We start from the raw sequence: 24,775 nt of genomic DNA on the forward strand, positions 1-24,775 counted from the left end.
CAGCCAGTCTGCTCCTGCCGCGCGGGGGCTGTGAAGGCTCAGAGGGTGAAAGCGGTGGTGTCCTCGTCGAAGGGTCCCATCACGGTCAGTGCCGGGGTGCCGGCGTACAGGTCGGCGGCCAGGGCGGCCACGTCGTCGAGGGTGACGGCGTCGATCCGGTGCAGGATCTCGTCCACCGTGGGCAGCTCGCCGTAGACGAGTTCGGACTTGGCGATCCGGGTCATCTTGGCGCCGGTGTCCTCCAGGCCCATCACCACCGAGCCACGCATCTGCCCCTTGCCGCGGAGCAGTTCGTCCGGCGTGATGCTGCCGCCGGCGATCGACTCGAGCTCGGACCGGACCACGTCCAGCACCTCGCCGGCCTTCTTCGGCAGACAGCCCGCGTACACGCCGACCATGCCGGCGTCGGAGTACGCCGACCCGAAGGTGAAGACCGAGTAGGCCAGCCCGCGCTTCTCCCGGACCTCCTGGAACAGCCGGGACGACATGCCGCCGCCGACGATCCCATGCAGTACGCCCGCGACGTACCGGCGCTCGTCGTTGCGCACGAGGCCCGGCATCCCGAGCACCAGGTGCGCCTGCTCGACGTCCCGGTGGTGCACCCGCACCCCGCCGTACGTCGGCACCGGCTTGGCGGCGCCACGGCGTACCGGGGCCGGCTCGGCCTCGGCGGTCACCCAGTGGCGCTCGAACGCCTTGCGGACCAGGCGGACGACATCGGTGTGGTCGACGTTCCCGGCGACCGAGACGACGATGTTGGCCGGCTTGTAGCGGCGGCGGTACCAGCCGGTGACCTGCCGGCGGGACAGACCGGCGACCGATTCCGGCGTACCTGTGATCGAGCGGCCGAGCGGGGACGAGCCCCACAGCTGCTCGGCGAAGAGGTCGTGGATGTGGTCCGACGTCTCGTCGGCGTGCATCGCGATCTCCTCGTCGATGACGTCGCGTTCACTCTCCACATCCGCACTCGTCAGCGTGGCGGAGGTGATCATGTCGCAGATGACGTCGACCGCGAGCGGCAGGTCGGAGTCGAGCACCCGCGCGTAGTAGCAGGTGTACTCCTTGCCGGTGAACGCGTTCATCTCGCCGCCGACCGCGTCGATCGCGGCGGAGATCTCGAGCGCGTCCCGGCGCTCGGTGCCCTTGAACAGCAGGTGCTCGAGGAAGTGCGTGGCGCCGGCCAGGTGCTCCGGTTCGTCCCGCGAGCCGACGCCGACCCAGACTCCGAACGTGACCGAGCGGAAGCCGGGCACGGACTGGGAGAGCACACGAAGCCCGGAGGGCAGGACGGTCCGTTTCACCGGACCGCCCGCCTCCGGGCTCAGCAGTGTGCTGGTGATCGCTCGGGTCACTCGGCGGACTCGGCCGCCTTCTCCGCGCCCTGGTCGCCGTCCTTCTTCTCGTCCTCCTCGAGGACCGGGACGAGGGACAGCTTGCCGCGGTCGTCGATCTCGGCGATCTCGACCTGAAGCTTCTGGCCGACCGAGAGCACGTCCTCCACCGCCTCGACCCGCTTGCCGCCGGCCAGGCCGCGCAGCTTGCTGATGTGCAGCAGGCCGTCCTTGCCCGGCAGCAGGCTGATGAACGCACCGAAGTTGGTCGTCTTCACGACCGTGCCCAGGTAGCGCTCGCCCTTCTCCGGCATGGTCGGGTTCGCGATCGCGTTGATCGCGGCCCGGGCGGCCTCGGCCGACGGGCCGTCGGTCGCGCCGATGTAGACGGTGCCGTCGTCCTCGATCGAGATGTCGGCGCCGGTGTCCTCGGTGATCTGGTTGATCATCTTGCCCTTCGGGCCGATGACCTCGCCGATCTTGTCGACCGGGACCTTCACCGAGATGACCCGCGGCGCGAACTCGCTCATCTCGCCCGGGGCGTCGATGGCCTTGGCCATCACGTCCAGGATCGTCAGCCGCGCGTCCTTGGCCTGCGTCAGCGCCGCGCCCAGCACGCTGGCCGGGATGCCGTCCAGCTTGGTGTCCAACTGCAGGGCGGTGACGAAGTCCTTCGTACCGGCGACCTTGAAGTCCATGTCGCCGAACGCGTCCTCCGCGCCCAGGATGTCGGTCAGCGCGACGTACTCCGTCTCGCCGTCGACCTCGCCGGAGATCAGGCCCATCGCGATCCCGGCGACCGGGGCCTTCAGCGGCACACCGGCGGACAGCAGCGACAGCGTCGAGGCGCAGACCGATCCCATCGAGGTCGAACCGTTCGAGCCGAGCGCTTCGGACACCTGACGCAGTGCGTACGGGAAATCCTCGCGCGACGGCAGCACAGGCACCAGGGCCCGCTCGGCCAGCGCGCCGTGCCCGATCTCGCGGCGCTTCGGCGACCCGACCCGGCCGGTCTCACCGGTCGAGTAGGGCGGGAAGTTGTAGTTGTGCATGTAGCGCTTGCGGGTCTCCGGGGAGAGCGTGTCCAGCTGCTGCTCCATCCGGAGCATGTTCAGTGTGGTGACACCCATGATCTGGGTCTCGCCGCGCTCGAACAGCGCCGAGCCGTGCACCCGCGGCAGTACCCGCACCTGCGCCTTGAGCGGCCGGATGTCGGCCAGCCCGCGGCCGTCGATGCGGACCTTGTCCTTGAGCACGCGCTGCCGGACCAGCTTCTTGGTCAGAGACCGGAACGCGGCGGACAGCTCCTTCTCGCGACCCTCGAAGTCGGCGGCCAGCTTGTCCACCACGGCGACCTTGACCGCTTCGGTGGCGGACTCACGCTCGGCCTTGCCGGCGATGGTCAGCGCCTGGCTGAGCTCCTCGGTGGCGGCGGCCTCGACCGCGGCGAACGCGTCGTCCTGGTAATCCGGGAAGACCGGGAACTCGCCGGTCGGCTTGGCCGCACGCGCGGCCAGGTCGGCCTGGGCCTCGACCAGGGTCTTGATGAAGGCCTTGGAGGCCTCCAGGCCCTCGGCGACGATCTCCTCGGTCGGCGCCTGCACACCGGCGGCGACCTTGTCGAAGGTGCCCGGGGTGGACTCGGCCTCCACCATCATGATGGCGACGTCACCGGTGTCGGTCACCCGGCCCGCGACCACCATGTCGAAGACCGCGTCCTCGAGCTCGGTGTGGGTCGGGAACGCCACCCACTGGCCCTCGATCAGGGCGACGCGGACGCCGCCGATCGGGCCGGAGAACGGCAGGCCGGCCAGCTGGGTCGACATCGACGCGGCGTTGATCGCGAGCACGTCGTACAACGCGTCCGGGTTGAGCGCCAGGACGGTGATGACGACCTGGATCTCGTTGCGCAGGCCGGACACGAACGACGGCCGCAGCGGGCGGTCGATCAGCCGGCAGGTCAGGATGGCCTCCTCGGACGGGCGGCCCTCCCGGCGGAAGAACGAGCCGGGGATCCGGCCCGCGGCGTACATCCGCTCCTCGACGTCGACCGTCAGCGGGAAGAAGTCGAACTGGTCCTTGGGCTTCTTGCTGGCCGTGGTGGCCGACAGCACCATCGTGTCGCCGTCGAGGTACGCGGCGGCCGAACCGGCGGCCTGCTGGGCCAGGCGGCCCGTCTCGAAGCGGATGGTACGGGTGCCGAAGCTGCCGTTGTCGATGACGGCTTCAGCGAACTGTGCGCCCTCCATGGGCGCGCTTGTGGATCCCGACACGGGATACCCCTCTCTTGCAGTGTGACGACTGCGAGGCGCGAGCTTCCGGGGTGCCGGTCTTCGATCGAGGCCCGCGGGTGCTGGTCTGCTGTGCAGCCGTACCCGAAAGCCACTACCGAGGACCGGTCGTCCTCCCGCCACGCGCTTCGCGTCGCCTCGTTCGTCTTGCGTGCTTCTGTCTTCAGTTGTCCGTATTCAGTTGTACTCGGTCGTGCCTGGGCACGGATACGCCAGGAGCGGCCACCCGGGGTCGGGGGCCGCTCCTCGCGACGTCATCGGCGGAGGCCGAGCCGCTCGATCAGGGACCGGTAGCGGTTGATGTCCTTCTTCGCCAGGTAGTTCAGCAGCCGGCGGCGCTGACCGACGAGCAGCAGCAGACCACGACGGCTGTGGTGGTCGTGCTTGTGCTCCTTGAGGTGCTCGGTCAGATCGGCGATCCGGTGCGTGAGCAGCGCCACCTGAACCTCGGGGGACCCGGTGTCACCCTCGGTCAGGGCGTACTCACCGATGATCTTCTTCTTCGTTGCGGCATCAACAGATGACACGGAGTTCCTCTCGATTCCGTTGCGCGGCGCACCGGGGCATTCGTCACCCGAGCACTCTCGATCCGCGGCCGTTCAGACGGCAGCAGCCAGCGTATCAGTCCGTGGACGCGTCACCCTAATTGCCGGTCAGGGGCCCGTCTCGGAGAACGCGGCGGGCCCCGTCGACGTCGGCCTTCATCTGCACCAGCAGCTCGTCGATCGTGTCGAACCGGATCTGGGTGCCGCGCAGCCGGGCGACGAAGTCCACCGCGATCCGGGCGCCGTACAGCTCCAGGTCGTCGCGGTCCAGCACGTACGTCTCCACCCGGCGGTCCACGCCGTCGAAGGTCGGGTTGCTGCCGACGCTGATCGCCGCGGGCATCGCGTCCGGGTACGCCGGCGCGCCGGGCGCGGGGGTCAGGACGGTCAGCCAGCCGGCGTACACGCCGTCCTGCGGGACCGCCGCGGCCGGGTCGGCGGGGACGTTGGCCGTCGGGTAGCCGAGCTCGCGGCCGCGCTTGTCGCCCTCGACGACCACGCCGGTGACCCGCAGCGGCCGTCCGAGCGCCTCGGCGGCGCCCTCGACGTCACCGTCGGCGATCCGTTGCCGGACGTACGTCGACGACCACGGCTCCCGGTCTCCCGCCAGACTCAGGCCCTCGACCTCGAACCCGTACCGCGTACCGGCCTCGACGAGGGTGTCGACGTGTCCGGCCGCCCTGTGGCCGAACCGGAAGTTCTCGCCGACGACGACGGCCTTCGCGTGCAGCGCGCCGGTCAGCACCCGGTCGATGAACTCCTCCGGCGACCAGCCCGACACCCCCTTGGTGAACGGGAGGATCAGCACGGCGTCGGCGCCATGCCGGCCGAGCAGCTCGGCGCGGTGACCGGCGTCGCTGAGCATCAGCGGCGCGTGGTCCGGCCGCAGCACCCGCATCGGGTGCGGGTCGAAGGTGAGCGCGACCACCGGCAGACCACCCAGCTCGGCTGCCCGCGCCCGGGCACGCGCGAGCACCTCCTGGTGTCCGCGGTGCACGCCGTCGAAGTTGCCGATGGTGACCACGGACGGGCCGAATCCCGGCTCCACCTGGTCCAAACCGTGCCAGACACGCATGGCAGCAGGATTCCATGCCCGTGCCCGGTCCGGTGCGGCAGGTCGGCGGTCACCCCTTGTAATCGGCGTGTCACTCAACTTAGGGTGTGTCGGCACCGTCGTTTTCCGGGGAGGTCACTGATGAAGCTCCGTCGAGTCGCCGCGGCTGCACTGGCGTTCCTGCTGCTCCCCGGTACGGCGCTGACCGCGACAGCGCCCGCGTCGGCCGCCTGGGAGCCGCCACCCTACAAGCACTACGTGGCCCTCGGCGACTCCTACACTTCGGCGCCGCTGGTGCCGTTGCCCGACCTGCTCTCACTGGGTTGCCTGCGCTCGATCAGCAACTACCCGAAACTGCTGGCGGCAAAGCTGCGGGTCTACCAATTCACCGACGTCAGCTGCGGCGGCGCCGACACCACGAACATGACCCAGCCGCAGGGCACACCGCTCGGCACGGCCGCGCCGCAGTTCGACGCGCTGCGGCCGGACACCGATCTGGTCACGCTCGGGATCGGCGGCAACGACTTCGGCGTGTTCGGCGACATCATCGGCACCTGCCCGGGGCTGCGGGCGAGCGATCCGGCCGGGGCGCCCTGCAAGGAGCACTTCACCGTCAACGGCGTGGACACGCTGCGGCTGCGGATCGCCCAGACCCAGGTCCGGATCACGGCCGTCGTCCAGGGCATCAGGGAACGCTCGCCGCAGGCCACGATCGCGCTGATCGGCTACCCGAAGATCGCGCCGGAGTCCGGCACCTGCCCGGCGATCCTGCCGTTCGCGGACGGCGACTACGCGTACCTGTACTCGGTCGAGGAGGCGCTGAACGCGGCCGTCGCGAACGCCGCCGCCGCGACCGGGGCGACGTACGTGGACACGTTCGGGCCGTCGACCGGGCACGACGCCTGCGCACCGGACGGGCAGGCGTGGATCCAGGGCAAGGACATCAACCTGCTCCGGGCGCTGAACTACCATCCGCGCTACGAAGGACAGGCCGGCGTCGCCTCGCTGACCTACAAGACGCTGACCGGTGCGCCGGCCGTGGTGACCGCGGCCGAGCAGGCCGCCTGGTCCGCCCGTGGCCGGGAGCTGTCCCGGCAGGCGGCGGCCCACAAGGCCGGCATCACCCCACAGGCCCTCGAGGCCTCCTCGAACCGCCTACGGACCAGCGCGCAACGCTGACCCTTTCCAATCCGTAGAGCGGACCCCGGGTCGAGCCACCTCACGCATGGCTCGGCCCGGCGGTGTTTACAGCCGGTGCGTCAGATCGGTCAGCGCCTGGCCCAGCGGGAGGTCGACGCGATGGGCGGCGTACGGATCGCCGCGGGTGACCCCCTGGTTGATGATCAGCACCGGCTTCCCGGCCTTGACGGCGTGCCGGACGAAGCGGAAACCGGACATCACCGTCAGGGACGAGCCGAGGACGAGCATCGCGGACGCGTCGTCGATCAGGCGGTAGCAGCGTTCGACCCGCGGCTTCGGCACGTTCTCGCCGAAGAACACCACGTCGGGTTTGAGGATGCCCCCGCAGACCGTGCAGTCCACCAGCCGGAAGCCACGGACCGCCTGCTCCGGGAGCTCCGCGTCGCCGTCCGGGTTGATCCGGGTCACCTCGGCCTCGAACTCCGGGTTCGCCGCGCGGAGACGGTGGTCGAGAACCTCGCGGGCCGACGTCGTCCGGCAGTTCAGGCAGATGACCCGGTCGAGGTTGCCGTGCAACTCGATCACGTCGCGGGCGCCGGCGGCCTGGTGGAGGCCGTCGACGTTCTGGGTGATGACGCCGTTGAGGTATCCGCGGGCCTGGAGGGCCGCGACCGCCAGGTGGCCCTCGTTCGGCTGCGCGCGGGCGATCGTGCGCCAGCCCAGGTGGCTGCGCGCCCAGTAGCGCCGCCGGCCGGACTCGCCGGCCACGAAGTCGCCGTACGTCATCGGGCTGTGGGTCCGCAGGCTGCCGGTCTCGCCGCGGTAGTCCGGGATGCCGGACTCGGTGGAGATGCCTGCCCCGGTCAGTACGGCGACGTCGCCCGCGGCCACGACGTCCGCAACCGGCGTGACGTCCGTCGTACCGGGCTCGAGCGCCGACACGTCAGGGCCGGGTTCCCATTGCAGTGTCGGACGCGAACGCACCCTTTCAGGGTAACCAGCTACCGGCAACGGCCACCGAGCACGCACGTCAGAGCGGGTTGCTCAGCTGACTCTGGGTGGACCGGCTCTGAGGCGGCGCTCGGCGGCGGCGCGAACCTCGGTGGCGTCCATCGACGACCAGTCGGCGTCGATCCACCAGGTCGCGCCCGCCTCGGCCCAGGGACGCACGGTGTCGGCGGCCTTGGGGTCGTGCGCGGCGGTGGTGCCTTCGACGACGACGTCGTACCCGTCCGTGGTCAGGCCGTGCTCGGCGCGTTCACGACGGATCCACTCGATCCCCTTCGACAGGAGCTCCGGCGTCCACTCCCCTCGCTCCGCACCGGGCGGCACGACGTAGGCCGGCAGCCAGCCGTCCTGCAGGGCGGCGCGGCGCATCGACTTCGGCCGCGGCCAGGCGCCGACCACCCAGGTCGGGATCCGCGGCTGCTGGACGGGCGGCGGCGGCGCCGGCGGCATCAGGGCGGCGATCTTCCGTGACCGGTAGTGCTTCCCGGCGTACTCGAACGGCTGGTCGCGCCACAGGTGCTGCAGCATCTCCAGCGAGTCGTCCATCAACTCGGCGCGGACCTTGCGTCCCGGATCGTCCTCGAACAACCAGAACCGGTCCTCCCCGGTGACTCCGAGCCCGACCGACAACGTCACCCGGCCGTTGCTCAGGTTGTCCACCGTCGACGTCTGACCGGCCAGGTCCCACGGTGTGCGCCGCGGCAGCGGGGTCAGCATCGTCCCGAGGCGGATCCGCTCGGTCGTCATCGCGGCCGCGGCCAGCATCGCCCAGGCGTCGATTCCCCACACCGACTCCCAGACGAAGAACCCGTCCCACCCGTGCTCTTCGGCCAGCGCCGCCAGCTCGGCGGCCGCCCGGGCATCGCCGTACGCCATCACGAAGCCGTATCTCATGCCTCTGGACGCTAGCGCCCGGCACCGACAATCACCCGACCGCGGCGAACCCCTCGTCGGAGGACAACGACGGATCGACTCGCCGGTGCGCACGTGTCCGCTCAGCGGTGCACTTTCCCCACATTCCGGTACGGCCCGGTCCGTATCCCCGTATGGTGTGGGTGTTCGCCTGGCGGAGAAACCCCACTTCCCGGACAGCCAGGCCGACACGCAGGGCCTGCGACTCTCCCCCACGAGCGTCGCCCCGTTGCCCCGATCGGCCGCCGACGTTGTCCGGGCCCGCCAGGCGGGCTCGCGTCCGGGTCGGCCAGCGCTAACCGACGAACACCGCGGTGGGTTTCGCCACCGGGCCGTGGGCCTCGTACAGCGCCAGGAAGGTCCCGGTGGGGTCGAACATCGCCGTCTGGCCGGCCGGGAGCTTCACCCCGGACAACGGCCGGCCGGTGCGGATCGCGGCGGCCTGCTCGGCGTCCGCGTCGTACCGGGGGAACGTGCCGGCGGCAACCTCGGCGATGGGCAGCCACGCGAACGACTGCGCCAGTGATTCGAGCGTGTGCGCGACCGAGAGGTCGAAGGAGCCCACCCGCGTACGGCGGAGGGCAGTGAGGTGACCGCCGACGCCCAGCTCGGCGCCGAGGTCGCGGGCGAGCGCCCGGATGTAGGTGCCGCTGGAGCAGTCGACCGAGATGTCGACCGCCAGCCCGGACGGCCCCGGGCGGACGTCGAGCACGTCGTACCGGGAGACCGTGACGCTCCGGGCCTTGAGCGCAACCTCCTCGCCGGCCCGGACGCGTTCGTACGCGCGCCGGCCGTCGACCTTGATCGCGGACACCTTGGACGGCACCTGCGAGATCTCCCCGCGGAACCGGGACACCGCGGCCTCGATCGCCTCGGCCGTCACGCCGTCGACCGGCGCGGTGGTCAGGATCTCGCCCTCCGCGTCGTCGGTCGTCGTGGCCGCGCCGAGCAGGACGGTCGCGTCGTACGACTTGTCGGCCAGCTGCAGGTGGCCCAGCAGCCGGGTCGCGCGGTTGAGGCCGACGACCAGCACGCCGGTCGCCATCGGGTCCAGCGTGCCGGCGTGACCGACCTTGCGGGTCCCGGCCAGCCGGCGGATCCGGGCGACCACGGTGTGCGAGGTCAGCCCGGCCGGCTTGTCGACGACGACAATGCCGTCGGCAACGACCGGGGCACCGTCACTCGTCGTCGCTGTCATCGTCCCCGCGGTGCTTGTAGGGGTCGGGCTCGCCGGCCGGCTTGGCCTGGGCGGCCGCCTTGGCCACTTCGGCGTCGGCCTCGCGCGCCTTGGCCAGCAGTTCCTCGATGTGCCCCGCGCTCTCCGGGACAGCGTCCAGGAAGAACGCCACGCTCGGGGTGTGCCGCAGGCCGAGGGCCTTGCCGACCTCGCTGCGGATCAGCCCGCGCGCCGACTCCAGGGCGGCCGCGGTCGAGGCCCGCGCCTGCTCGTCGCCGTACACGGTGTAGAAGATGCTGGCCTCGCGCAGGTCGCCGGTCAGCCGCGCGTCCGTCACGGTGACGAAGCCCAGCCGCGGGTCCTTCACCCGGCGCTCGAGCAGCTCCGCCACGAGTACCTGGATCCGGTCGGCCAACTGCTTCGCCCTTGCTTCACCCATCAGGGCTCACTCCCTCATTCATGCGTAACGTCCGGAGAGAACACCGCCTCCCCGGACGTTACCCCGGTGGCCCGGCAGACGCCGGGCCACCGTCGGCGGATCAGTTGCGCGGCTTCTCGCGCAGCTCGAACGACTCCACGACGTCGCCGATCTTGATGTCGTTGTAGCCGTTGATGGTCAGACCGCACTCGAAGCCCTCACGGACCTCGGACGCGTCGTCCTTGAACCTCTTCAGCGACGACAGCTCGGTGTTGTCGACCACCACCGCGCCGTCCCGGATCAACCGGACCTTGGCGTTGCGGCGGATGACGCCACTGGTCACCCAGCAACCGGCGATGTTGCCCACCTTCGAGGAGCGGAAGATCTCCCGGATCTCCGCCTGGCCCAGGGTGGCCTCCTCGTAGATCGGCTTGAGCATGCCCTTCAGGGCGGCCTCGATGTCGTCGATGGCCGAGTAGATGACCGAGTAGTACCGGACATCCACGCCCTCGCGCTCGGCCAGGTCACCGGCCTTGCCCGCCGGCCGCACGTTGAAGCCGATGATGACGGCGTTCGAGGCGATGGCCAGGTTGACATCGTTCTCGTTGATCGCACCGACACCGCGGTCGATGACGCGCAGGTTGACCTCGTCGCCGACCTCGATCCGGACCAGCGCGTCCTCCAGCGCCTCGACAGAACCGGACACGTCGCCCTTGAGGATGAGCAGCAGCTCCTGGGTCTCGCCCTTCTCCATCGAGGCCATGAAGTCCTCGAGGGTCCGGCGCGCGCGCCGCTTGGCGTTCGCCGCCGCCCGGGCCCGGGCTTCCCGCTTCTCCGCGATCTGCCGGGCCCTGCGGTCGTCGTCGACCACCAGGAACTTGTCACCCGCACCCGGTACGGCGGTCAGGCCGAGCACCAGGACCGGACGCGACGGCGTCGCCTCCTCGACCGGGTCGCCGTGCTCGTCGAGCATGGCCCGGACCCGGCCGTACGCCGGACCCGCCACCATCGAGTCGCCGACCCGCAGCGTGCCGCGCTGCACCAGCACGGTCGCCACCGGACCACGGCCCTTGTCCAGGTTGGCCTCGATCGCGATGCCCTCGGCGTGCATGTTCGGGTTGGCCCGCAGGTCCAGCGCCGCGTCAGCGGTCAGCACGACGCTCTCGAGCAGCCCGTCGATGTTGATCCGGGACTTCGCCGAGACGTCGACGAACATGGTGTCGCCGCCGTACTCCTCGGGAACCAGGCCGTACTCGGTCAGCTGACCGCGCACCTTGGCCGGATCGGCGCTCGGGACGTCGATCTTGTTCACCGCGACCACGATCGGCACACCGGCCGCGCGGGCGTGGTTCAGCGCCTCGATCGTCTGCGGCATCACGCCGTCGTCGGCCGCGACCACCAGGATGACGATGTCGGTGGCCTGCGCACCACGGGCACGCATGGCGGTGAACGCCTCGTGACCCGGGGTGTCGACGAAGGTGATGGCCCGCTGCTCGCCGTCGACCTCGGTGGTCACCTGGTACGCACCGATGTGCTGGGTGATGCCACCGGCCTCCTTGGCGACCACGTTCGCCTCGCGGACGGCGTCCAGCAGCTTCGTCTTACCGTGGTCGACGTGACCCATGACGGTCACCACCGGCGGCCGCTTGACCAGGTCGCTCTCGTCGCCCTCGTCAGAACCGAAGTCGATGTCGAACGACTGCAGCAGCTCGCGGTCCTCGTCCTCCGGGGACACGATCTGGACGTCGTAGTTCAGCTCGGTGCCGAGCAGCTGCAGCGTCTCCTCGTTGACCGACTGGGTCGCGGTCACCATCTCGCCGAGGTGGAACAGCACCTGCACCAGCGACGCCGGGTCGACGCCGACCTTCTCGGCGAAGTCCGTCAGCGACGCGCCGCGGGCCAGCCGGACGACCTCGCCGTCACCGTGCTTGACGCGGACGCCGCCGACCGCCGGCGCCTGCATGTTGTCGAACTCCTGGCGCTTCGCCCGCTTCGACTTGCGGCCACGTCTCGCCGGACCACCCGGACGGCCGAAGGCACCCTGGGTGCCGCCGCGGCCGCGGTTGCCCGGACCTGGACGGCCACCGCCGCCACCGGGCGGGCCGCTGGGGCCGCCGCCACCCGGGCGGAAACCACCGCCGCCACCACCGGCGCGCGCACCGGCACCGGGTCCACCCGGACCACCGCTGGGACGGCCGCGGCCACCGCCGCCGCCACTACCACCACCGGGACCGGACGGGCGGCCGGTGAACGTACCGGCCGACGACTTCGGCATCATCGCCGGGTTGGGGCGCGGCGCGCCGGGCACACCCGACGGACGCGGGCGGTCGCTGCCGCCGCCGCCGCGACCCTGCGGCGGACGCGGCGGCATGCCGGCCGGGCTCGCACCCTGACCGGAGCCACCCTGGCCGCCGGGACCCGGGCGGGCGCCACCGCGCTGCATGCCCTGGGTCGAGCTGAAGGGGTTGTTGCCCGGACGCGGAGCACCCGGACGGGCGCCACCCGCCTGGCCGCCCGGAGCACCCGGCCGCGGCGCACCACCGGGACGCGGGGCGCCGGGACGCGGCGCATTGCCCGGACGCGGGGTCGCACCCGGGGCACCCGGACGCGGACCGGAACCCTGGCCACCCGGACGCGGTGCCGGACGGGCCGGGGACTCGGCGGCCGGACGCTGCTCCTGCGGCGTGGCCGGCTGGGCCGGCGTACGCCTCGGCGCCTCGGGGGACGCCTTGGCGGCCGGAGCCTCGAACGACGGCGCGGGCGCCTCGGCCGGAGCCGCCGGAGCGGTCTCCTGCCGCGGACCCGGCTTGGGACCAGGACGCGGACCCGGCTTCACCGGGGACGGCGCGGCCTTGGCCGGAGCCGGCGCGGCCTGCTCGGTCGCGGCCGGCTCGGCCGCCACCGGAGCCGGTGCCGACTCGGCGGCCGGCGCAGGACGCTCGGCGGCCGGCGCAGGACGCTCGGCCGGGGCCGCCGGAGCGGCCTTCTTCGCCGGCTCGGCAGGCGCGACCGGAGCGGTCGCCTGCGGCGCGGCGGACGTGCTGGCGGCGGCCTTCTTGGCCGCGCGCTTCTTCGGCGGGTTCTTCTCGAACTCTTCCGCCAACCTACGGACTACCGGTGCCTCGATCGTCGAGGATGCCGATCGGACGAACTCGCCCATGTCGTTCAGTCTGGTCAGAACGACCTTGCTGGTAACTCCGAGCTCCTTCGCGAGCTCGTAGACCCGGACCTTTGCCACTACTCTCCCTCTGGTCCGAGCCTGGGCGCGGACCGTTAGTTGACGTACGTGCTCATCGCTTTGCACTCATCGGTAAACACTCATCGAGTGGTCATGAGTCGATGACCCGCCTTCATGTCGGTCACACGGTCCGGTCAGACCGTGTGTACATCTTTGCTATCACGCTGCGCGACGTACTCCCGCAGCCCGGTCAGTTCGAGCGGACCCGGGACCCTGAAGGCCCGCGGGAACGCCTTGCGTCGGACAGCGAGCTCGAAGCACTCGGCCGTGGGGTGCAGGTGCGCACCACGGCCGGGCGCCCGATGCCCGGGATCCGGGAGGACAAGTCCTCCGGACGCCGTCATCCGCAGCAGGTCTGCCGGACAGGACCGCTTCCGGCACCCGATACAGGTACGCTCCCGGGGCTTGCCAGGGCGCGCGTCTGCAGTCACTGTCACGTGATCCTCAGGGTGTGGTTGCGACTCAGTCGACGGACCGAGAGATCAGTCTACCTTCTCGCCCTCACGAGTCACATCGGTATCCGGCCGGATGTCGATCCGCCAGCCGGTCAGCCGGGCGGCGAGGCGGGCGTTCTGCCCCTCCTTGCCGATCGCCAGCGACAACTGGTAGTCGGGTACGACGACCCGCGCGGCGCGGGCCGCGGCGTCCACGACCTCCACCGACGTAACCTGCGCCGGCGACAGCGCATTCCCGACGAAGGTGGCCGGGTCGTCGCTGTGGTCGATGATGTCGATCTTCTCGCCGTGCAGCTCGTGCATGATGTTGCGCACCCGCTGACCCATCGGCCCGATGCACGCGCCCTTGCCGTTGACCGACGGATTCAGCGTCCGGACGGCGATCTTGGTGCGGTGACCGGCCTCGCGCGCGATCGCGGTGATCTCCACCGTGCCGTCGGCGATCTCCGGCACCTCGAGCGCGAACAGCTTCTTCACCAGGTTCGGGTGCGTCCGGCTGACGGTGATCTGCGGGCCCTTGAAGCCCTTGCGGACCCCGACGACGTAGACCCGCAGCCGCGAGCCGTGCTCGTACTTCTCCCCCGGCACCTGCTCCGGGGCCGGCAGCACGGCCTCGATCTTGCCGAGGTCGACCATCACCGAGCGCGGGTCGCGGCCCTGCTGGATCACACCGGACACGATGTCGCCCTCCTTGCCGGAGAACTCGCCGTACCGGACCTCGTCCTCGGCGTCGCGCAGCCGCTGCAGGATGATCTGCTTGGCCGTGGTGGCTGCGATCCGGCCGAAGTCGTGCGGCGTGTCGTCGTACTCCCGGGCCAGCGTGCCGTCCTCGGCGAACTCGCGCGCGTACACGGTGACGTGCCCGGTCTTGCGGTCCAGCTCGGCCCGGGCATGCTGCTGGGCGCCCTCGGTGCGGTGGTACGCCACCAGCAGCGCCTGCTCGATCGCCTCGACGACGACGTCCAGGGAGATGTCCTTCTCCCGTTCCAGCGACCGCAGGACGGCCATGTCGATGTCCATGTCAGTTCTCCTCCACCGTGCCGTCAGCCGGCGTCTCGGGGTCGTCCTTGCCGGCAGCCCGGTTGAATTCGATCTGGACCTTGGCCTTGGCCACGTCGGCGTACGCGACCGTGCGGACCTTGCCGTCCACGTCCAGCTCGGCCGCCTCGTCGGAGGCGGACTTGATCCGGCCGGTCACCGCGCCGCCGGCGGTCAGCGTGACCGCGACCAGCCGGCTGACGTTGCGGCGCCAGTGCCGGGGAAGGGTGAGCGGGCGGTCCACGCCCGGGCTGGAGACCTCCAGCGTGTACGCGCCGTCGCCGATGAAAGAGTCCGCGGCGCCTTCTCGATCCAACGCCTTGGAGATGGCCCGGGTGACCTCGGCGACGTCGTCCAGGCTGATCCCGCCGTCGCGGTCGACGAGCACGCGCAGCAACCGCCGTCGGCCGGCCGGCGCGATGTCGGCGGCCTCCAGGTCGCAGCCGAACTGCTCGACGATCGGCCGCAGGAAGTTCTCGAGGCTCGAGGTGTCCGTGTGGTCAGTCCTTCGGCTCACAGGTAGACCTGCCTCTCTCTCCAATTGTGCACCCGTTCCACCGCCCGGCGATCCGACCGAGGGCAGTAGCCCACCATATCGGGCCGACGGCGATGCTTACGTCACCGGCTCGTCCCAGGCCGGTCACCGGCACGTCACCGGGGTATCGTTCCGCCGTGCCGAATCACCCGCGCCTGTCGCGTCGCCGTGTCGTCGTCACTGCCGCCATGGTGCCCGGCGCGGTGGCGTTGGCCTCCTGCACCGACGACTCGGGCGGCTCCGGCACCGCGGGCGGAGCGAAGAGCCCCGACGGCGTTCAGCCTGCCGAGGAGACACCCAGCACCGATCCGGCGATCGTCGCGGCACTCACCGCAGCGGCCACCCTGTCGACCCAGCTGTCGCTGCAATACACCGCCCTCAGCACCAAGTTCCCCGCCCTGCGTACCCGGCTCGCCGCAGGGGCGAAGTACCACGCGAGCCACCTGACACGTCTCAAGGCGGTCCCCGGCGTGCAAGCGGTCACCGGCAAGGCGCAGGCGGTCCCGAGTACGTCGGCCGCCGCGCTGACCGACCTGGCCAAACGGGAGAAGGCCGCCGCGGTCGCTCATGCCGCGGCCGCCGCCAAGGTGTCCGGCGAGCACGCGCGGCTGCTCGCGATGATCGCCGCGGCCGAGACCCAGCTGGCGATCACGCTCACCCCGAAGAAGAAGGCGGACCAGCAGTGACCGAGGTGGAGGCGCTCCAGGCGGCGCTCGCCGGCGAGCACGCGGCCATGTACGGCGTGGGCGTGGCCGGCGGCAAGCTCAGCGGCGCCCGGTTCCGCGCGGCGACTGACACCTTCGAGCAGCACCGCCGCAATCGCGACCGGCTGACCCGGTTGGTGATCGCGGCCGGCGAGACCCCGGTGGCCGCGGAAGCGGCGTACGACCTGCCGCAGGCGGTGTCGAACACCGCGACCGCCGCCGCCCTGGTCCTGCTGATCGAACGCCGGCTGACTGCCGTGTACGGCGACCTGGTCGAGGCGGCCGGGCAACCGGCCGTCCGGGCGTTCGCGATCCAGACCCTGCTGGCGACCGCGAGCGCCCAGCTCGCCTGGGGCGGTGCGCCGGTGGCGTTCCCTGGTGATGTCTGAGCGTAGTCATTCGGACACGAAACGCCGCTACAACGAATAACTTCCGGTCTGGTTACGCATTGACCGGAAATTCGTTGCGTATTCCTCTTTACTCGCAGCGCGACCTTACCTATATTTTCGGCCACGGAGACTGGGGGGTCGCCGAAGCTTTCACGACTACGTTGGTGGCGTTGGTCGTGCGCATCCACAGCTGATTCCAGCGCGTCTGTTCCGTGTCCCATTTCCGCTGTCATTCAACTTCTTGAGCCGCGCCCTGAGCCGGCTACGGAGGGTGGCGAAGCATGCGCACTTTCGACCTGAGCACCGGCGACGACCAGTTCGTGAAGGACATCCGGGTGGTCCGCTGGGAGCAGTACGCGCTGGAGCGGGACCTCCCGTTCCAGGCGATGTGGTACTCCGTCCCGCCGGGTTCGGAGAGCCCGCTCGACCAGCACCCCGAGCTCGAGTTGTCGGTGGTCGTCGCCGGCACCGCGCACATCCTGGCCGGCGGCCGGGAGTACGAGGTCCCGCAGGGTGACGCGTTCCTGCTCAGCAGCACCGAGCAGCATGTCGTCCAGAACCGCTCGGCCGACGTACCGCTGACCGTGTTCAGCGCGTACTGGATGCCGCTGGCCGAGGCGGCCGACCATGACTGATCCGGTCACCGTCCTCACGTTCCCGCAGCCGACCATCAACGGGCCGCTGCACGTCGGTCACCTGTCCGGCCCGTACGTGGCCGCCGACATCGCCGCCCGGGCCGCGCGCGCCCGCGGGGAGCGCGTCGTGGTCACCACCGGCCTGGACGTCCACCAGAACTACGTGCTCACCCGCGCCGAGCACGAAGGGATCGAGGTCGGCGTGATGACGGCCGACTTCCGGGACGACATCAAGGACACCTACGACCTGGCCAGGATTGGCTTCGACTACTTCACCGACCCGCTCGGCGAGGTGCACACGCCGATCATCCGGGAGCTGATGAACCACCTCGTGACCAGCGGCGCGACCCCGCTGCGCGAGGTGACCCTGTACGCCTGCGCCGACTGCGGCCGGACCCTGCACGAGTCCTACCTCAGCGGCCTCTGCGGCGAATGCAAGGCTCCCGCGGCGGGCGGTGCCTGCGAGCAGTGCGGCAGCTTCACCCAGGTCGACACCATGGTCGATCCGGTCTGCGGCCGCTGCGGCGGCGAACCCCGCCCGTTCACGGCGGCGGTGCCCGTGCTGCGGATGGAGGACCACCGCGAAGCGCTCGTCGAGACGTGGTTGCGGGCCGACCTGCCGCCGGCCGTCCGGGATCTGATCGACCGCACGCTGGCGGCCGGACTGCCGGAGATCGCCCTGGCCTACCCGACCAACTGGGGTATCGAGGGCGACGGCCCGCTGGCCGGTCTGCGGATCGGCCCGTACACCGAGATCGCACTCTCCGACCTGTACGGCGTCGCCCGGGCCGTCGACCCCGGTGCCGCCGACGTGACCGGCTACCTGGCCGCACTCGACCAGGTGGACCACCTGTGGCACTTCCTCGGCCTCGACAACGCGTTCTGGTACGCGATCTACTGGCCCGCGGTCTGGTCGGCGGCCGGTGTCGCCCGCCTTCCCCTGGCCGGGCTCGTGGTCAACGAGTTCTACACATTCGACGGTGAGAAATTCTCGACCAGCCGCAGTCACGGAATCTCCGCGACCGAATTGCTGCGCACCGCCGATCCCTCAATCGTTCGTTTGTTTCTGGCCTGGGACCGGCCGGACCGGTACCGCAGTAATTTCACCTTCAATTCTTTTCGCGCGTTCGCGGAGCGGGTCGAGCCCCTGCTGGCCGGGACCCATCAGGTCACCGAGCCGCTCGACCCGGCGCTGGCGGCGATCGAGCGGTCCCGGGGTGAGAGCGCGCTCCGGCCGGACGGGTTCGACCTGCCGCTGGCGGCCCGGAGCCTGCTGACCCTGCTGGCCGGCGGCGTCGAGGACACCGGCTCGCTGCGGGCCGCGCTGACCGGGCAAGGCGGGTAGAGCGATGCGAGTCTGCGTGATCGGGGCCGGCATCGCCGGCACGCTGCTCGCCTGGCGGCTGAGCGACCACGTCGAGGTCGACCTGGTGACCGGACCGGTCCGCCTTGACGCGACCGCGGTGTCCGGCGGCGGCGTCCGGGGGTTCGAGACGCATCCGGTGCAGCGCCGGCTGGCGATCGAGAGCCTGACCGAGCTGTTCGAGACTCTCCAGGAGCCGGCCGGCTACACCGAGACCGGCTGCACCTACCTCCTGTCGTCGTACGCAGGACTCGAACGGGCGGTCGCCGAGGTCGAGGACGCGCACCCGGGCTCGACGGAGATCCTCGACCGCGACCAGCTGCACCGCCGGGGCTGGCACGGCCTGCCCGACGGGACGGTCGGCGTGTGCGAGAAGCGGGCCGGCTTCATCCGGCCGGACCAGCTACGGACGGCGGTGCTCCGGCGGCTCGGGGCAGGCCCTAGGAGCCAGGTGCTCGGCGGACCGGTCCATGGGCTCGTCCCGCACCCGGACGGCTCGGTCAGCTGTCGCCTTCCGGGCGGGAGCCACCGGTACGACGCCGTCGTGGTCGCGGCCGGCCCGTGGACACCTGGGCTGCTCAGCGGCAGCGCACTGCCGGCCGAGCCGTACCGGACCAAGTCGATCCAGATCGCCGTCTACGCCGTGGACGGCGCCCTCCCGACCATGTTCGTGGACGAGACCAGCGACCTGTTCGGGCGGCCCACGGCCGACGGCCGGTTGCTGCTCGGCGTCGACACGCACCACTGGTCCGTTCCACCGGGCAGCAGCACCCCGATCCCGGATCTGGCCGCTCGGGCCGTCCGGATCGCCGGCGAGCGACTGCCCCACCTCAAGCTGTCGGCGCCCGACCACCTGGTCAGCCACGCCGACTGTTACGCCGATCCGCCGGTACTGACCCTCTGGTCGGTGCTCGGCAGCACACATCGGCTCTTCACCTTCACCGGTGGGTCCGGCGGCAGCGTGAAAACCGCGCTGGCCGCAAGCCGGGCCGCAGCGAGCGATCTGCTCACCGGCGGTGAGACGCGCACCACCACTTCGCGGACGGAGAAACAGCGCATGACCATCACGGAACCAGGCAAGCAGCGAACGACGCCCCGCTACCACACGATCGGTATCGGGGCCGGGCCCTCCAACCTGTCGCTGGCCGCCCTCTACAAGAACGTCACCACCGAGAAGCTGGCCCTGTTCGACGCCCGCCCGGGCGCCGGCTGGCACACTCCGCTGCTCTACCCGGGCGTCCGGATGCAGACCGGCTGGATGAAGGACCTGGTCTCGCTGGTCGACCCCCGGCACGAGCTGACGTTCCTGAACTACCTGGTCACCTCCGGGCGGCTGTACGCGCTGATCAACTCCCAGTTCGACTCGCTCCCCCGGATCGAGTACGAGCGCTACCTGGCCTGGGCCACCGAGCGGCTCGGCGTGGTGAACTTCAGCTCGCGGGTGGAGTCGATCTCGATCACCGACGACGGGTTCGAGGTCACCGTCGACGGTGAGCCGGCCGCGGTCTCGGAGCACCTGGTGCTCGGGCTCGGTACCCGCCCGGTCCGCCCGGCGTACCTGCACGGGCTGCCCGAGGAGCGGGCGTTCATCGCCGACGAACTGGGCGCCCGGATGCCGGCGCTGGATCACAACGCGCCGACCGCGGTCGTCGGTGGCGGCCAGACCGGTCTCGAGTGCATCCTGCGGCTGCTCGGGTCGGGCTTCACCGACATCCGCTGGCTCGGCCGGAACCAGTGGTTCCGCAGCATCGACGACTCGCCGATGGCCAACGAGCTCTACCGGCCGTCGCACATCGAGTTCCTGCAGGGGCTGAACCGCAGCAAACGCCGGGAGATGATCGACGACTCCCGCTACAGCGGCGACGCCATCACCCCGGGCGGCCTGCGGGCGCTCTACCAGTCGAACTACGACGGCCTGCTGACGCTCGGCCGCTTCCCGGTCACCCTGCTGCCCGGCCGCGACGTCCGCTCGTCCACACCGTTGCCGGACGGCGACATCCGGCTCTGCTGCACGACGTCCACCACGCCGGAGGAGCACGACGTCCGCCAGGTCGTCGTCGCCGGCGGCCGGGAGCACGTCGAGGCACCGTTCGACGACGAGCTGCGGGAGCGAATCGAGTTCGACGACGACGGGCAACTGCTGGTCGAGCCGGACTACTCGGTGCGCTGGAAGGGCATGAACGGTCACCGGATCTACACGTTCAACGCCAGCCGGTACAGCCACGGCCTGACCAACGCGGGCCTGACACAACTGCCGGTCCGGGCCGCGATCGTGCTGAACTCCATGTTCGACCGCGAGATCTACCCGATCTCCGACGAACTCTGCGCGGTGCAGTGGTGACCGCGGCGGTCCCGGAACCCTTGGTCCCCGACGTCGACGGGGTGTGGTTCCGGCTCGAGGTCGACGACCCGGCGGCGGGTGCCCCGTACGGGCAGTACCACCGCGAGGACGATGTGGTCTGGGCGGAGTTCTACGCCGGCGGCGGCCTGCGCAGCGGCCGGCTGGTCGGGCACCTGCGGACGGACGGGACGTTCGACGCGGCGTACTGCCTGCTCGGCGCCGGCGGTGAGCTGGTCATCGGCGAGTGCCACAGCGTCCCGGAGTTCGATGCTCAGGGCAACATCTTGATCACCGACCACTTCCGTCGCAGCGACGGCACCACCGGGGCGAGCCGGATCCGGCAGATCCCCGCACCCGTCAGGGAGGCATGAGATGACCGACAGACCTCACCTGCTGGTGGTCGCCACCGGCATGCGGCTGTTCCGCGAGTACATCCTGCGGTCGATCGCACCGCGGTACCGGATCCACATGTTCCTGCACGCCGAACCGACCTGGGAGAAGGACTACATCGAGGGCTGGACCGTGCTCGAGTCCACCCTCGACGCCGACACCCTGGTCGCGGCCGCGAACGAGTTGCACGATCGGGAGGCGATCGACGGCGTGCTGTGCTGGGACGAGGCCCGGATCCTGCAGACCGCCCACGTCGCCGCGGCGCTCGGCCTGCCGGGCGGTGACGTCGCGATGGTGAACCGCTGCCGCGACAAGCACCTCACCCGGACGGCGCTCGCCGAGCACGGCGTCCCGCAACCGGTGTCGGTCCTCGTGGACACCGTCGAGGACGCGCTCGCCGTGGACGTCGGCTACCCGCGGATCCTCAAGCCGCGGGCCCTGGCCGCGAGCCTCGGCGTGGTGAAGGTGAACTCGCCGGCCGAACTCCGCGAGCACTGGGCGTTCGCGCACGACACGACCGTGCCGGAGGCGCCGCACTACGACGTCAAGGTGCTGGTCGAGGAGTTCGCCGACGGTTACGAGATCAGCATCGACGCAGCCGTGTTCCAGGGCCAGGTGACGCCGTTCTGCCTGGCCCGCAAGGAGATCGGCTACCCGCCGTACGCCGAGGAGGTCGGCCACTTCGTCGACGCGGCGGACCCGCTGCTCGTCGACGACCAGCTGATGCAGGTGCTGGTCGACGCGCACAAGGCGATCGCGTTCACCGACGGTGTCACCCACACCGAGATCATGATGACGGCCGACGGCCCGAAGGTGATCGAGATCAACGCGCGGATCGGCGGCGACCTGATCCCCTACCTCGGCCTGCAGGCGACCGGGGTCGACCCGGGCCTGGCCGCGGCCGCGGTGGCCTGCGGGCGGGCACCGGAACTCGTCCCGGACCGCACGATGGTCGGTGGGGTCCGGTTCTTCTACGTGGAAGAGAACGACACCGTCCTGGACGAGGTCGCCTTCGACGCGGACGGCCTGCCGGGCTCGATCGACCTGCTGGTCCCGCTGATGGCGGCCGGTCAGACGACCAGCCCGCCGCCGGACGGGACGCTGTGGGGCCGGATCGCCTACGCGACCGCGGTCGCGACCACGATCGAGGAGTGCCGGGCCGGGCTGGACGCCGCCGGGAAGGCGCTGCGCTGGTCGGGCAAGGTCAAGGCGAAGGAACCCGAGGAGGCGGCCGGATGACGTCCACCGACGAGAGCACCGGTGTCTGGGCGACCATCCGGGAGGCCCCGGTACCGGTGAAGGCGCTGCTGGTCGGCGTCTTCGTGAACAAGCTCGGCTGGTTCCTGCAGGTCTACCTGGTGTTGTTCCTGACCACCTCGAAGGGCTTCACCCCGGTCCAGGCCGGGACGGCGCTCGGCGTGTACGGCGCCGGATCGGTGGTCGGCCTGATCATCGGCGGATCGCTGTCGGACAAGGTCGGCCCGCGGGCCGCGGTGATGATCAGCATGTTCGGCATGGCCGGATTCGTGCTGGCGATCGCCTACGTGCCGAGCTACGCGGCCGTGGTCACCGTGGTCGCCCTGGCCGGGGCGGTCGGGCAGTTCTACCGCCCGGCCTCGGCCGCGTTGCTGACCGAACTGACCCCGAAGAACCGCCAGGTGATGATTTTCGCGGTCTACCGGCTGGCGATGAACCTCGGGACGACCGCGGCACCGCTGATCGGTGCAGCTTTGGTCGCGGTGTCGTGGAACCTGCTGTTCATCGGCGAGGCGATCGCGGCCCTGGCGTACGCCCTGGTCGCGATCGTCGCCCTGCCGAAGCGGGCCCCACGCACCGCGCAGGACACGACCGCGGACGAACCCGAGCAGGCGGGCGGCGGCTACGTCGCGGTCCTGCGGGACTACAAGTACGTGCTGTTCCTGCTCTGCATGTTCATCAACGCGGCGATCTACATGCAGTACCTGGCCGTGCTGCCGCTGCACATGAAGGCCGACGGGTTGTCGACCTGGTGGTTCAGCGCGGTGGTCGCACTCAACGGCTTCATCGTCATCACCTGCGAGCTGCTGGTGACGAAGGTGGTGCAGAACTGGCCGGCCCGGCTCGTCGCGATGACCGGGTTCGTGCTGCTCGGCGGCGGGCTCGCGTTCTACGCGCTGCCGGGCGGGGTGGCGATCTTCGTGATCGGCACGCTGCTGTGGACGCTGGCCGAGATCATCGGCGGGCCGACGATGTTCGCCTACCCGGGAATGGCCGCGCCGAAGCGGCTCCTCGGCCGGTACGTCGGTTCCGCGCACGCGATGTTCGGACTCGGCTCCGCGCTCGGTCCGTTCCTCGGTGTCTGGGTGTGGAACGCGTCCGGCACCCAGGTCTGGGTGTGGTGCGGGCTGGCCGGCGCGATCGGCGTCGTCCTCGCGTACTTCGGGATGTCGCCCACAGCCTCCACCGAGGAGACCACCGCCCCCGACATCACCCCGGCCGCCGAGCCGTTGCCGAGCGAGAGCTCGTAGGAGGACGAGATGAGTGACTACACGATCATCGTGGACCCGCTGTCCACGGGACAGGAATACCCGGCCGCGTTCCGCGAGGCCGGCCGGCTGCCGGTCGCCGTCCTGAGCGGTGCCGAGCCGCCACCGGCGTACACCGCCAGCTGGCACCCGGACGACTTCGAGCACGTGCACTACTTCACCGGCGACGTCCAGGCGCTCGCCGAGGAACTGCGGCAGTACGAGCCGGAGTACCTGGTGCCCGGCGCCGAGAGTGGCGTCGAGCTGTGCGACCAGCTGATCGAGCTCCTCGCGCCCGGGACCGGGAACGTACCGGAGCTCGCCGCGGCCCGCCGGGACAAGTGGGAGATGGCGCAGGCGCTGGCGGCCGCCGGAGTGCCGCGGTTGCGGCAGTTCCGGACCGCCGACCCGGCCGAGGCGCAGATGTGGCTCAAGGAGAACGATCTGCTCGGCCGGCGGCTGGTGATCAAGCCGCCGAAGAGCGCCGCCGGTGACGAGGTGTATGTCGTCTTCTCCGGCGGCGACTGGCGGGAGCGATTCGACCGGGTGCTCGGCCGGACCAACAAGATGGGGCTGACCAACGACGCCGTGCTGATCCAGGAGTACGCCGAGGGCACGGAGTATCTGGTCGACACCTACAGCGTGGACGGGAAGCACGCGCTGGTCGACGTCTGCCGCTACACGAAGGTCGGTCGCGGCGACAAGATCGGCATCTACCGGCGGATCGACTTCCTCGCCGAGGACGACCCGGAGGTGCAGGCCCTCTGGCCGTACACCCGGCAGGTCCTCGACGCGGTCGGCATCCGGATCGGCTGCGGCCACGTCGAGGTGATGATGACGGCGGACGGCCCGCGGCTGATCGAGGTCGCGGCCCGGCCGGCCGGCGGCGGTCACCAGATGGTCAGCGAGCTGGCCACCGGCGACAACCACATCAAGCGGACGGTCGCCCACCGGGTCCGCGGCGAGGTCCGGGACGGGTTCGACCTGGTCCAGCACCTGCGCGGCGTCTTCGTGATCGCTCCGGCCGAGGGCTACTTCCGCAACCGGGAGGTCTTCGACGGCATCGACGAGCTGAAGTCGTTCCACTGGATGAAGGTCCTGTACGACGAGGACGCCGTCGTCCCGGAGACCGTCGACCTGTTCACCTGTCTGGCCTGGGTCATCCTGATCCACAGCGACCCGGCCACGCTCGACGCCGACTACCACCGCGTACTGGAGATGGAGGCCGGCATCGTCATCGAGACCCCCTGACGCCATCGGAGTCAGCTGGAAGGGACCCCCTGCCCGGCCCGGGCGGACCACCACCG

22 protein-coding genes are annotated in these 24,775 nt (G+C 70.7%); 10 read left to right on the top strand and 12 right to left on the bottom strand.

The annotated features are described in order from the left end of the window. Nucleotides 1–38: 38 nt before the first annotated feature. The 4 genes from E1218_RS01685 to E1218_RS01700 form a co-directional block, all read right to left on the bottom strand. Nucleotides 39–1,352, bottom strand: coding sequence for a M16 family metallopeptidase (locus E1218_RS01685; RefSeq protein WP_132315461.1), 1,314 nt, complete (start codon nucleotides 1,350–1,352; stop codon nucleotides 39–41). Beyond that, complete coding sequence (locus tag E1218_RS01690; RefSeq protein WP_132315463.1) at nucleotides 1,349–3,580, bottom strand: polyribonucleotide nucleotidyltransferase; 2,232 nt, start codon at nucleotides 3,578–3,580, stop codon at nucleotides 1,349–1,351. Before E1218_RS01690 ends, E1218_RS01685 begins: the two co-directional genes overlap by 4 nt. Nucleotides 3,581–3,876: 296 nt before the next feature. Then, complete coding sequence (gene rpsO / locus E1218_RS01695; RefSeq protein WP_131351575.1) at nucleotides 3,877–4,149, bottom strand: 30S ribosomal protein S15; 273 nt, start codon at nucleotides 4,147–4,149, stop codon at nucleotides 3,877–3,879. A 115-nt stretch (nucleotides 4,150–4,264) separates the two neighbouring features. Next, complete coding sequence (locus tag E1218_RS01700) at nucleotides 4,265–5,242, bottom strand: bifunctional riboflavin kinase/FAD synthetase (protein ID WP_132315465.1); 978 nt, start codon at nucleotides 5,240–5,242, stop codon at nucleotides 4,265–4,267. 120 nt (nucleotides 5,243–5,362) lie between these two features. On the opposite strand from E1218_RS01700, the gene E1218_RS01705 reads away from it, so the two are divergent. Beyond that, a complete protein-coding gene (locus tag E1218_RS01705; protein ID WP_132315467.1) occupies nucleotides 5,363–6,400 on the top strand; it encodes an SGNH/GDSL hydrolase family protein in 1,038 nt (345 codons plus the stop codon). A gap of 66 nt (nucleotides 6,401–6,466) precedes the next feature. On the opposite strand, the gene E1218_RS01710 is transcribed toward E1218_RS01705, so the two are convergent. The 8 genes from E1218_RS01710 to rimP all read right to left on the bottom strand — a co-directional run bounded on the left by E1218_RS01710 (nucleotide 6,467) and on the right by rimP (nucleotide 15,124). Further along, nucleotides 6,467–7,345 (bottom strand): NAD-dependent protein deacetylase, encoded by an 879-nt coding sequence (locus E1218_RS01710; RefSeq protein WP_132315469.1) that lies wholly within the window; start codon nucleotides 7,343–7,345, stop codon nucleotides 6,467–6,469. A gap of 60 nt (nucleotides 7,346–7,405) precedes the next feature. Beyond that, on the bottom strand, nucleotides 7,406–8,263 hold the full coding sequence (locus tag E1218_RS01715; RefSeq protein WP_132315471.1) for an LLM class flavin-dependent oxidoreductase: 858 nt from the start codon (nucleotides 8,261–8,263) through the stop codon (nucleotides 7,406–7,408). 313 nt (nucleotides 8,264–8,576) lie between these two features. Further along, complete coding sequence (gene truB / locus E1218_RS01720; RefSeq protein ID WP_132315473.1) at nucleotides 8,577–9,479, bottom strand: tRNA pseudouridine(55) synthase TruB; 903 nt, start codon at nucleotides 9,477–9,479, stop codon at nucleotides 8,577–8,579. Then, on the bottom strand, nucleotides 9,460–9,897 hold the full coding sequence (gene rbfA, locus E1218_RS01725; protein WP_202865708.1) for a 30S ribosome-binding factor RbfA: 438 nt from the start codon (nucleotides 9,895–9,897) through the stop codon (nucleotides 9,460–9,462). Before rbfA ends, truB begins: the two co-directional genes overlap by 20 nt. A gap of 100 nt (nucleotides 9,898–9,997) precedes the next feature. Continuing rightward, nucleotides 9,998–13,114 carry a translation initiation factor IF-2 gene (gene infB, locus E1218_RS01730; protein WP_132315477.1) on the bottom strand — a complete coding sequence of 1,039 codons (3,117 nt, stop codon included), beginning with the start codon at nucleotides 13,112–13,114 and terminating at the stop codon, nucleotides 9,998–10,000. A gap of 134 nt (nucleotides 13,115–13,248) precedes the next feature. Further along, entirely contained in the window at nucleotides 13,249–13,551 is a 303-nt protein-coding gene (locus E1218_RS01735; protein ID WP_132315479.1) for a YlxR family protein, read from the bottom strand. 45 nt (nucleotides 13,552–13,596) lie between these two features. Beyond that, complete coding sequence (gene nusA, locus E1218_RS01740; protein ID WP_132315481.1) at nucleotides 13,597–14,589, bottom strand: transcription termination factor NusA; 993 nt, start codon at nucleotides 14,587–14,589, stop codon at nucleotides 13,597–13,599. Between the two features lies 1 nt (nucleotide 14,590). Beyond that, nucleotides 14,591–15,124 (bottom strand): ribosome maturation factor RimP, encoded by a 534-nt coding sequence (gene rimP, locus E1218_RS01745; protein ID WP_132315483.1) that lies wholly within the window; start codon nucleotides 15,122–15,124, stop codon nucleotides 14,591–14,593. 155 nt (nucleotides 15,125–15,279) lie between these two features. On the opposite strand from rimP, the gene E1218_RS01750 reads away from it, so the two are divergent. The 9 genes from E1218_RS01750 (at nucleotide 15,280) to E1218_RS01795 (ending at nucleotide 24,719) form a co-directional block, all read left to right on the top strand. Then, complete coding sequence (locus E1218_RS01750) at nucleotides 15,280–15,828, top strand: cell division protein FtsK (RefSeq protein WP_132315485.1); 549 nt, start codon at nucleotides 15,280–15,282, stop codon at nucleotides 15,826–15,828. After that, nucleotides 15,825–16,235: a ferritin-like domain-containing protein gene (locus E1218_RS01755; protein WP_132315487.1), complete on the top strand. Its 411-nt coding sequence runs from the start codon at nucleotides 15,825–15,827 to the stop codon at nucleotides 16,233–16,235. The genes E1218_RS01750 and E1218_RS01755 overlap by 4 nt, the downstream gene beginning before the upstream one ends. 281 nt (nucleotides 16,236–16,516) lie before the next feature. Continuing rightward, complete coding sequence (locus E1218_RS01760; RefSeq protein WP_132315489.1) at nucleotides 16,517–16,870, top strand: cupin domain-containing protein; 354 nt, start codon at nucleotides 16,517–16,519, stop codon at nucleotides 16,868–16,870. Beyond that, nucleotides 16,863–18,215 carry a class I tRNA ligase family protein gene (locus tag E1218_RS01765; RefSeq protein WP_132315491.1) on the top strand — a complete coding sequence of 451 codons (1,353 nt, stop codon included), beginning with the start codon at nucleotides 16,863–16,865 and terminating at the stop codon, nucleotides 18,213–18,215. The genes E1218_RS01760 and E1218_RS01765 overlap by 8 nt, the downstream gene beginning before the upstream one ends. A 4-nt stretch (nucleotides 18,216–18,219) precedes the next feature. Then, entirely contained in the window at nucleotides 18,220–20,574 is a 2,355-nt protein-coding gene (locus E1218_RS36495) for an FAD-dependent oxidoreductase (protein WP_202865709.1), read from the top strand. Beyond that, nucleotides 20,571–20,945: a hypothetical protein gene (locus tag E1218_RS01780; RefSeq protein ID WP_132315493.1), complete on the top strand. Its 375-nt coding sequence runs from the start codon at nucleotides 20,571–20,573 to the stop codon at nucleotides 20,943–20,945. Before E1218_RS36495 ends, E1218_RS01780 begins: the two co-directional genes overlap by 4 nt. 1 nt (nucleotide 20,946) lies before the next feature. After that, complete coding sequence (locus E1218_RS01785; RefSeq protein ID WP_132315495.1) at nucleotides 20,947–22,203, top strand: ATP-grasp domain-containing protein; 1,257 nt, start codon at nucleotides 20,947–20,949, stop codon at nucleotides 22,201–22,203. Continuing rightward, a complete protein-coding gene (locus tag E1218_RS01790; RefSeq protein WP_132315497.1) occupies nucleotides 22,200–23,471 on the top strand; it encodes an MFS transporter in 1,272 nt (423 codons plus the stop codon). The genes E1218_RS01785 and E1218_RS01790 overlap by 4 nt, the downstream gene beginning before the upstream one ends. A 9-nt stretch (nucleotides 23,472–23,480) precedes the next feature. After that, nucleotides 23,481–24,719 (top strand): ATP-grasp domain-containing protein, encoded by a 1,239-nt coding sequence (locus E1218_RS01795; RefSeq protein ID WP_132315499.1) that lies wholly within the window; start codon nucleotides 23,481–23,483, stop codon nucleotides 24,717–24,719. The last annotated feature ends 56 nt before the right edge of the window (nucleotides 24,720–24,775 follow it).

Origin of the sequence: Kribbella turkmenica (assembly GCF_004348725.1) — a bacterium.
Taxonomy (GTDB): domain Bacteria; phylum Actinomycetota; class Actinomycetes; order Propionibacteriales; family Kribbellaceae; genus Kribbella; species Kribbella turkmenica.

Excerpts from the sequence above, each read along its gene's own strand:
- E1218_RS01690 (WP_132315463.1), bottom strand. The coding sequence starts at position 3,580 with ATGGAGGGCGCACAGTTCGCTGAAGCCGTCATCGACAACGGCAGCTTC.
- E1218_RS01700 (WP_132315465.1), bottom strand. The coding sequence starts at position 5,242 with ATGCGTGTCTGGCACGGTTTGGACCAGGTGGAGCCGGGATTCGGCCCG.
- E1218_RS01705 (WP_132315467.1), top strand. The coding sequence starts at position 5,363 with ATGAAGCTCCGTCGAGTCGCCGCGGCTGCACTGGCGTTCCTGCTGCTC.
- E1218_RS01715 (WP_132315471.1), bottom strand. The coding sequence starts at position 8,263 with ATGAGATACGGCTTCGTGATGGCGTACGGCGATGCCCGGGCGGCCGCC.
- truB (WP_132315473.1), bottom strand. The coding sequence starts at position 9,479 with ATGACAGCGACGACGAGTGACGGTGCCCCGGTCGTTGCCGACGGCATT.
- rbfA (WP_202865708.1), bottom strand. The coding sequence starts at position 9,897 with ATGGGTGAAGCAAGGGCGAAGCAGTTGGCCGACCGGATCCAGGTACTC.
- nusA (WP_132315481.1), bottom strand. The coding sequence starts at position 14,589 with ATGGACATCGACATGGCCGTCCTGCGGTCGCTGGAACGGGAGAAGGAC.
- E1218_RS01760 (WP_132315489.1), top strand. The coding sequence starts at position 16,517 with ATGCGCACTTTCGACCTGAGCACCGGCGACGACCAGTTCGTGAAGGAC.
- E1218_RS01765 (WP_132315491.1), top strand. The coding sequence starts at position 16,863 with ATGACTGATCCGGTCACCGTCCTCACGTTCCCGCAGCCGACCATCAAC.
- E1218_RS36495 (WP_202865709.1), top strand. The coding sequence starts at position 18,220 with ATGCGAGTCTGCGTGATCGGGGCCGGCATCGCCGGCACGCTGCTCGCC.
- E1218_RS01785 (WP_132315495.1), top strand. The coding sequence starts at position 20,947 with ATGACCGACAGACCTCACCTGCTGGTGGTCGCCACCGGCATGCGGCTG.
- E1218_RS01790 (WP_132315497.1), top strand. The coding sequence starts at position 22,200 with ATGACGTCCACCGACGAGAGCACCGGTGTCTGGGCGACCATCCGGGAG.
- E1218_RS01795 (WP_132315499.1), top strand. The coding sequence starts at position 23,481 with ATGAGTGACTACACGATCATCGTGGACCCGCTGTCCACGGGACAGGAA.